The organism is Streptomyces sp. SID3212 (genome assembly GCF_009865405.1).
In the GTDB taxonomy this organism is placed as follows: Bacteria; Actinomycetota; Actinomycetes; order Streptomycetales; family Streptomycetaceae; genus Streptomyces.
Genome location: NZ_WWJY01000012.1, coordinates 1 through 6,668 on the forward strand (window position 1 = coordinate 1; position 6,668 = coordinate 6,668).

8 protein-coding genes are annotated in these 6,668 nt (G+C 72.9%); 6 read left to right on the forward strand and 2 right to left on the reverse strand.

Translation table 11 applies throughout. The features are described 5' to 3' along the window. From GT042_RS01020 to GT042_RS01035, 4 genes are all read left to right on the forward strand, one after another. Window positions 1–814, forward strand: an 814-nt coding sequence (locus GT042_RS01020; protein WP_161306801.1) for an ArsA-related P-loop ATPase, incomplete at its 5' end; no start/stop codon positions are given. A 69-nt stretch (window positions 815–883) separates the two neighbouring features. Continuing rightward, the gene (locus GT042_RS01025) at window positions 884–1,429 is read left to right on the forward strand and encodes a DUF5304 domain-containing protein (RefSeq protein ID WP_161306802.1); all 546 of its coding nucleotides are present in this window, start codon (window positions 884–886) and stop codon (window positions 1,427–1,429) included. Window positions 1,430–1,495: 66 nt separating this feature from the next. After that, complete coding sequence (locus tag GT042_RS01030; protein WP_161306803.1) at window positions 1,496–2,437, forward strand: ROK family glucokinase; 942 nt, start codon at window positions 1,496–1,498, stop codon at window positions 2,435–2,437. Window positions 2,438–2,593: 156 nt separating this feature from the next. Then, entirely contained in the window at window positions 2,594–3,349 is a 756-nt protein-coding gene (locus GT042_RS01035; protein WP_161306804.1) for an endonuclease/exonuclease/phosphatase family protein, read from the forward strand. A 54-nt stretch (window positions 3,350–3,403) separates the two neighbouring features. On the opposite strand, the gene GT042_RS01040 is transcribed toward GT042_RS01035, so the two are convergent. Then, entirely contained in the window at window positions 3,404–4,078 is a 675-nt protein-coding gene (locus GT042_RS01040) for a hypothetical protein (protein ID WP_161306805.1), read from the reverse strand. Further along, complete coding sequence (locus tag GT042_RS01045) at window positions 4,071–4,850, reverse strand: alpha/beta fold hydrolase (protein ID WP_161306806.1); 780 nt, start codon at window positions 4,848–4,850, stop codon at window positions 4,071–4,073. Before GT042_RS01045 ends, GT042_RS01040 begins: the two co-directional genes overlap by 8 nt. 148 nt (window positions 4,851–4,998) lie before the next feature. Here GT042_RS01045 and GT042_RS01050 point away from each other — a divergent pair, with 148 nt between their 5' ends. Then, the gene (locus tag GT042_RS01050) at window positions 4,999–5,712 is read left to right on the forward strand and encodes a lysophospholipid acyltransferase family protein (RefSeq protein ID WP_161306807.1); all 714 of its coding nucleotides are present in this window, start codon (window positions 4,999–5,001) and stop codon (window positions 5,710–5,712) included. Window positions 5,713–5,755: 43 nt separating this feature from the next. Next, window positions 5,756–6,668: DUF5931 domain-containing protein (locus tag GT042_RS01055; protein WP_161306808.1), on the forward strand; the 913-nt coding region annotated here is incomplete at its 3' end.

Genomic DNA, 6,668 nt, shown 5'->3' on the forward strand with positions numbered 1-6,668 from the left:
GCGCGAGGCCCTCGCCACCCTCGCCCTGCCCGAACAGCTGCGCCGCTACCTGCGCCGGCTGCTGCCCCGCGAACGGCAGGCCGCGCGCGCCCTGCGCCCGATGATGGCCCAGCTGGCTGGCGTCCCCATGCCCGCCCAGTGGCTGTACGACATGGCCGCCCACCGGGACGCCGAGCTGGCCGCCGTCCAGTCGGTGATCGAGGACCAGGGGACCACCCTGCGCCTGGTCGCCGAACCCGGACCCGCCGGGGAGGAGGCTCTGCGCCTCGCCCGCGCCGGGGCCGCGCTGTACGGGCTGCCCGTCGACACGCTCGTACCGAACCGGCTGCTGCCACCGGACCCCGCCGACCCCTGGCTGGCGGCCCTGGCCGCGCAGCAGCACAAGAGCCTGGACGCGTGGCGCGGCGCCGGGACGCCCGCGTCCGCCCTGCGTCCGGTACGCCACCTGGGCCGCGACCCGCACGGCCCCGACGACCTCGCACGGCTGGACACGGAGGCGGAGGGCGGGGGACTGGCCGTGGAGACGGCCGCCCCCGCCGGGGCCGGGCGCCGCGACGACCCCTGGCGGGTCGAGGACCGGCTCGCCGAGGACGGGCTCCTGGTCTGGTGCCTCGCGCTGCCCGGCGTCGCCAAGAGCGAACTCCACCTCGTGCGCAGGGACGACGAACTCGTCCTCACCGTCGGCCCGTTCCGCCGAATCGTTCCCCTGCCCTCCGTGCTGCGCCGCTGCACGGTCGCCGGCGCGGCCCTCGCGGACGGGGTGCTGCGTGTCAGGTTCACCCCCGACGCCGCCCTGTGGCCGCGCTCGGACTGAACGGCGTACCACCGTTCGGGTACCGTCGGAGGTACACCCTTCCGCCGTCCCTGACGCAGGAGAACCCCCATGAGCGATTACACCGAGCGCCCCGCCGCCGACTCGGACGCCTGGGCCACGGCGTGCGCCGAGGACCTGGAGGCGGAGAAAGCCCGCCGCCGGGCCGTCCACGGCCGCCCGCCCGCCTCCGCCTCCGAGGAACTGCGGAAGCTGGTCGACGCCGTCACCGACAAGGTCACCTCCCTCCAGAACCCGCTCTTCGGCATGGCCGCGCAGGGCGCCGTCCAGCAGTTGATCAACCAGGCCAGGGCCGCCGTCGAACCGGTCATCGAGCGCAACCCCGGAGTCTTCGACCACCTCGCCGCCGCGGGCAACGAACTCCTCGCCGCCTACCGCGACGCGGTCGAGGGCCAGGAGAGCCGCTGGACCAAGGGCCCCGGAAGCGGACCCGACGTGCCGCCCGCCGAGCGTACGGACGGCCCGAAGGGGTACGGAAACGTCGAGCAGGCCTTTCCGGACGCCCCGGGTGTCACGGACGACACAAAGAGCTCCCACGACCCCACGGACCCCAGGGACGAAGGACCAGGTCCGGACGGCCGCATCGACCTGGACTGAACAGGCGGGCGCCCGCCCTCGGGTACGGTTGGCCTTAGCGGGGCACGACCGAAAACTGAGGGACTCATGGGACTCACCATCGGCGTCGACATCGGCGGCACCAAGATCGCGGCGGGCGTGGTCGACGAAGAGGGCACCATCAGGGGAATGCACAAGGTGCCCACCCCGCAGACCGCCGAAGGCATCGTCGACGCGATCTGCGCCGCCGTCTCCGGCGCGGGCGAGGGACACCAGATCGAGGCGGTCGGCATCGGCGCGGCCGGCTACGTCGACGACAAGCGCGCCACCGTCCTGTTCGCGCCGAACATCAACTGGCGGCACGAACCGCTCAAGGACAAGGTCGAACAGCGCGTCGGCCTGCCGGTCGTGGTCGAGAACGACGCGAACGCCGCCGCGTGGGGCGAGTACAGGTTCGGGGCCGGACAGGGCCACGACGACGTCATCTGCATCACCCTCGGCACCGGCCTCGGCGGGGGCATCATCATCGGCAACAAGCTGCGCCGCGGACGCTTCGGCGTGGCAGCCGAGTTCGGGCACATCCGGGTCGTACCGGACGGGCTGCTGTGCGGATGCGGCAGCCAGGGCTGCTGGGAGCAGTACGCGTCCGGCCGCGCCCTGGTCCGGTACGCGCGCCAGCGCGCCAACGCGACCCCGGAGAACGCCGAGATACTGCTCGGTCTCGGGGACGGCACCGCCGAGGGCATCGAGGGCAGGCACGTCAGTGCCGCCGCCCGCGCCGGTGACCCGGTGGCCGTCGACTCCTTCCGGGAGCTGGCCCGTTGGGCGGGCGCGGGCCTGGCCGACCTGGCCTCGCTCTTCGACCCGTCCGCGTTCATCGTCGGCGGAGGCGTGTCGGACGAGGGCGAGCTGGTCCTCGACCCGATCCGCAAGTCCTTCCGGCGCTGGCTGATCGGCGGCGAGTGGCGGCCGCACGCCCAGGTACTGGCCGCCCAACTGGGCGGCGAGGCCGGGCTGGTGGGCGCCGCGGACCTGGCCAGACAGGGCTGATCCGGAACGACTGTGCCCGTCGCACCCGCCGGACAGGACCTGGCGGGGGGTGCGGCGGGCACAGCCATGTCCCCGCCAGGCGGGCCGTGTCGCCCCCGGCCTGTCCGCCAGGTGTCGGCCGCGTACCCCGTGGGTGGCTCACGTAATCTGGTGACCATGGAAATGCCGCCACCGCTGCCCGACTCCCGTACCGAGCAGGACGGTTCGGCCGTGATCCGGGTCCTCAGCTACAACATCCGCTCGATGCGGGACGACCGTGAGGCGCTGGTCCGGGTGATCAAGGCCTGCGCGCCCGACCTGGTGCTGATCCAGGAGGCCCCGCTCTTCTTCCGCTGGCGCAAGCGCGCCGCCTGGCTCGCCTCCCGTACCGACCTCGTGGTGCTCGGCGGCGGCGGCTCCGCGGCGGGCCCGCTGCTGCTCTGCTCGCTGCGCGCCACCGTGGAGCGGACCGAGGACGTCCTCCTGCCCCGTACCCCGGGCCTGCACCGGCGCGGGTTCGCGACGGCGGTCGTACGGTTCGGACGGGCCAGGCTCGGCGTGCTCAGCTGCCATCTGAGCCTGGACGCCCGTGAACGCGAGGCGCAGGCGGGCATGCTGCTCGACCGCCTCGACGCGCTGGACGTCCCGCACGCGGTCGCGGGCGGCGACCTCAACGAGCCTCCCGGCCGTGCCGCGTTCCGGCTGCTGGCGGCCAAGCTCCAGGACTGCTGGGCGGCCACGCCCTGGGGCGGCGAGCACACCTGGGTCCGGAGCGGACCGCCCCGGCGCATCGACGCGATCTTCGCCACGGAGGGCGTGGAGGTGCTCGGCTGCGGGGTGCCGCGAGGACTGCCCGGCCTCACCGACCGCGACCTGCGGACGGCCACGGACCACCTGCCGGTGCTGGCGGCGGTACGCGTACCCGCGTCCTGAACCCGTCGCGCGTCCCGGCCCCGGGGCCAGGACGCGCGACACCCTGCCGTACGCCTACACCACCGCGCCGCGCCCCGGATCGTCGTCCTCGTCGTCGCCGTGGCTCATCCGCGCCACCAGCGTGGCGAAGCCGCCCAGGAAGCCGCCCACACAGATCGTGGTGAGCCACCACGTCATGTCCCACTGGAGCAGCACGGCGACCAGCATCAGCACCGGGCCGCCCACCACCCCGAGCCAGGCGAACTTGGCCGTGACGTCGGCCTCCGGGAGCGGCGGCGGCTCCGGCGGGACGAAGTGCCCCTCGTCGTCGGGGTCGTCGGGCGCCTCGTAGTCACGCGGGCCCGCCACCGGCGATCCCACCCCGGGAGCGAAGATCACCGAGCCCCCCAGCGGGGGCCTCGCCTCGTCCGTACCGCTGTCCGCGCCGCTCTCCGCGCCACTGTCGTGGCTGTCCTCCGTGCTCTTCCCGGCGGTCTTCCCGGGACTCTTCTCCGGGCTGTTCCCCGCGCTGTCGTCAGAGCTTTTCGCGCCCTTCTCCGGGGACGGCTCGGGGCCGCCCGCCGTGCTGTTCTTCCCGCCCTCCAGCAGGGCCAGTCCGTCCACCGACTTGAACGGTTTGGCGCCCGGGGGGTCCGCCGGCTCGTCGCCGTACCCCGCCACGATCGCCGCCCAGGCGGCGTCCTCGTCGATCGGCTGCGGCTCGCGGTCCGCGTCATGTTGCTCAGCCACCGGTGGTGCTCCCCTTCTTCCCGACAGTCGGAGCGAGCCGGCCGATGAACGCGTGACTCTCCTCGAAGATCCGCTCCGCGTCATGGTCCAACGTCGCGACGTGGTAGCTCTGTTCCAGCAAGATCTCCCGGACGTCCGTCGAGGAGACCCGGGACAGCACCCGGGCGGAGTCGGAGGGGGGCACGACATGGTCCTTCGGACTGCGCAACAGCAGCAGCGGCTGGGTCACCTGGGGCAGCGCCGCGTCCACCAGACGGAACAGCCTCCCCAGCGAGTAGGCGGCGTGCAGGGGCGTCCGTGTGTACCCCAGCTCCACCTTCCCGTCCTTGGCGATGTCGTTCGCCAGCCCCCCGACCGAGGGGAGCACGTGCCGGAGCACCGGCAGGGCGTACGCCGCCGCCCCGTGCATCCTCACCGCCGGATTGACGACGACGATCCCGCTGATCGCGGGCCCGTGCTTGGCGGCCAGCCGCAGCGTCAGCGACCCGCCCATGGACAGCCCGCAGACGAAGACCTGCGCGCACCGCTCCCGCAGCTCGCGCAGCTCCCGGTCCACCTCCGCGTACCAGTCCTGCCACCGCGTGGACTGCATGTCCTGCCAGCGGGTGCCGTGCCCGGGGAGCAGCGGCACCGACACCGTCAGCCCGCGCTCCGCCAGATACTCGCCCCAGGGGCGCATCGACTGCGGGGAACCGGTGAATCCGTGACAGAGGAGGACGCCGACCTCGCCGCCCTCGTGGTGGTACGGCTCGGCTCCAGGAAGGACCGGCACCGGGGTCTCCTGTTCGTGAGGCTCGGAAGATGTACTTCACCGTACGCGACCGGACCGACACCGACCAGGTGCGTCCGGCCCCCAGGAAGGAGAGCGCGGGACGCCCAGGCGTTAAGGTCAGTCGGACAGCACACAGGAGGCATCCGAGTTGATCTACGGTGCAATGAAGTTCTCCGTCGGAGGGTCGCTGAAGCTCGCCTTCAGACCCTGGGTGGAGGGCATCGAGAACGTTCCCGCCGAAGGGCCCGCGATCCTCGCGAGCAACCATCTCTCGTTCTCGGACTCCTTCTTCCTTCCGGCCGTTCTCGACCGGAAGGTGACCTTCATCGCGAAGGCCGAGTACTTCACCACGCCCGGCATCAAGGGCAAGCTGACGGCGGCCTTCTTCAAGGGCGTCGGACAGTTGCCGGTGGACCGCTCCGGGGCGCGCGGGGCGGGTGAGGCGGCGATCAAGAGCGGTGTCGACGTCCTGGCCAAGGGGGAGCTGTTCGGCATCTACCCCGAGGGCACCCGCTCGCCCGACGGCCGGCTCTACCGGGGCAAGCCCGGCGGCCTGGCCCGGGTGGCGCTCGCCAGCGGCGCGCCGGTCATCCCGGTCGCGATGATCGACACGGAGAAGATCCAGCCGCCCGGCAAGGTGGTGCCCAAGCTGATGCGCCCGGGCATCAGGATCGGCAAGCCGCTGGACTTCAGCCGGTACCAGGGCATGGAGGGTGACCGGTTCATCCTGCGCTCGGTGACCGACGAGGTCATGTACGAAATCATGAAGCTGTCCGGTCAGGAGTACGTGGACGTCTACGCGACGGCCGCGAAGCGGCAGTTGGCCGAGGCGGCCAAGGAGAAGAGTCTGTCCGTCGAGTGACGGCGGGCGTGGCCGGGGGGCCGCGGAACGGGGGGCGGGGGCCATGGTCAAGCGGGAGCGTGTCGTACGGATGTCGGTCGAGCAGCCGCTGTGGCGGGCGCTGACCGGCTACCGGGTGCTGACCGCCGTCTACGCGATCCTCCTGTTCGTGTTCGAGCGCGACAAGTTCGAACGCCCCTGGATCGCCGTCGCCTTCCTCGCGTTCCTCGCCGTCTGGACCGCCGTCACCCTGCCCCGGGTGGCGAACGCCGCGAGCTGCACGAAGCGGTTCCTGGTCGCGGACCTCACCGTCGCGGTGGCCGGGATCCTGCTCACCCCGCTCGCCGACGAGCAGGCGCAGCAGGTCGACGGCCCCACCCTGCCGACGATATGGGCGGCCGGTTCCGTCCTCGCGTTCGCGATCAAGGGCGGCTGGCGGTGGGCGGCGCTCGCCTCGACCTTCGTCGCCGTGGCCAACCTCGTCGAGCGGGCGCACCCCAGCAGGGACACGCTCCACAACGTGCTGCTGGTGTGGATCGCCTCGATCGCGATCGGCTACATCGTGGAGGTGGCCCGCGCCTCCGAACGCATCCTCGCCCGCGCCCTGGAGATCGAGGCCGCGACCCGCGAGCGCGAGCGGCTGGCCCGTGACATCCACGACAGCGTCCTCCAGGTGCTGGCGATGGTGCAGCGGCGCGGTACGGCCCTGGGCGGCGAGGCTGCCGAACTGGGCAGGATGGCGGGGGAGCAGGAGGTCGCGCTGCGGACCCTGGTCTCCAGCGGGCTCGTCCCCACGGCCCGCGCCGCGCACGACGCGGGCCCGGGGGGCGCCGCGTTCCTCCGTACGGCAGCCGGCCCGTCCGGCGCGGACGCCGGCGTACAGGAGCCGTGCGACCTGCGCTCGCTCCTCGCGCCGTACACCGGCTCCAAGGTCACCTTCGCCGAGCCCGGCGCCCCGGTCCTGCTGGCGCCGGCCG